Source organism: Burkholderia diffusa (assembly GCF_902499115.1).
GTDB classification, from domain to species: Bacteria; Pseudomonadota; Gammaproteobacteria; order Burkholderiales; family Burkholderiaceae; genus Burkholderia; species Burkholderia diffusa.
Map to the genome: position 1 here is coordinate 1 of NZ_CABVPN010000071.1, position 1,372 is coordinate 1,372.

Annotated in this window: 1 protein-coding gene; it reads right to left on the reverse strand. The window is 60.5% G+C overall.

The window, feature by feature from the left end; genetic code table 11:
* A partial coding sequence (locus tag BTE28158_RS32240; protein WP_151052748.1) for an IS4 family transposase occupies nucleotides 1–1,281 on the reverse strand: 1,281 nt, incomplete at its 3' end.
* Nucleotides 1,282–1,372: the final 91 nt, after the last annotated feature.

Sequence of the window (1,372 nt, forward strand, 5' to 3'; positions counted from 1 at the left end):
AGGACGGGACTTGACGGCCCGATCGCATTTGCGATCGGGGCGTTTTACGTTGATGAGCAACTTGAGGTGCTCGCGAAGTCGCTTGAGGACGGCGGGCAACTTGGCGAAGGCAGGCGTTCGCGCAGCCCACATCATCTCGTGCTGGATCAGATGGAACGAGCGAACGAAGCTCAGTTCGGTCGGCTCGCACTTGGCTTCGAAGGCGGCGCAGGCCATTTCTCGACGAATCAGGTTGTAGGCGATCAATGCGCCCCAGATCTCTTGATAGATGCCCTCGACGGTTCGGCTGCGTAGCGTCAGTTCGCTACCCAGCATGGACTGCTTCAGTTCACGGTAGCTGGTTTCGATCTGCCAGCGCCGCTCGTAGCAAGCCACCAGATCGGCCAACTTGAAGCGGCGCCGATCGGTCAAGGACGTCAGCAGTACTCGCTGCCGCCCCTGTGCATCCTGAATGCGCACCGCACGTGCCGTCCACCACTCCGGCAGATCGGGGCATTTCTGCCGAGCCTGAGGCGAGACGCGCATGCGCACTAGTGCATCGTCCGGTTTGCCGGACAGCACCTCCCAACGCGTATTGGACTTTGCCGGAATGAGGAAGTGGCGATTGCGTTCGCCCGAGCTCAGGCCGCACAGGATCTCGGCTGCCAGGAAGCCTTTGTCGAAGACCGTGAGCGAATGGTCGGGAATCTGCGCCAGCAGATCCTTGGCGTAGATCATCTCGTTGGTGTCGTAGCGGCCAAACGCGATGTTCGCCACGAGATGCGTCGGGATCGAGGTCAGCGTGACAGCCCGCACTTGTGGGTAGCTCGCCACCTTGCCGCTCGCGTAGCGTTGGGCCCCAAAATGTTCCCGATTCGCGGCACTATCCGGCGTGCGTAGCGTGGTGCCATCCATGGCCCATAGGCTGAGGCCTTTGAAGCCATGACGAACAGCGTCCTGCTTGCACCATGCCTGCGCGGTTTGCTCGAACAGCCAAGCTATCGGGGCTTGGCCCAAGCGTTGCCGGGCTTGGGTAACGGCGCTCTTGCTGACGAAGGTGGCCTCGTTGGGCAACACTAGCTCAAGGCTGTCCACCACTTCACTGATCGACCAATGACGATAGATCGCCAGCGCAATCACCAGCCAGACCACCTGTTCGGCGGGCAACCGACGGCGACGGATGCTCGCCGTGCCGGTCGCTTCGACGGCTTGCTCGATCCATGCATGCGGTAGATGCTCCGCCAACCGGCTCAGGTCGGTTGGTCCGGCATCCAGCATGAAGGTCAGGTGGTCGGTCAGCATCGCGCCAAAAGTTAACATCTCAGCGCAGCGTTTACAACCATTCCTTCCCCAAAACAAAAATGCCGTTCAGTCGCTTAACTGAACGGCATTA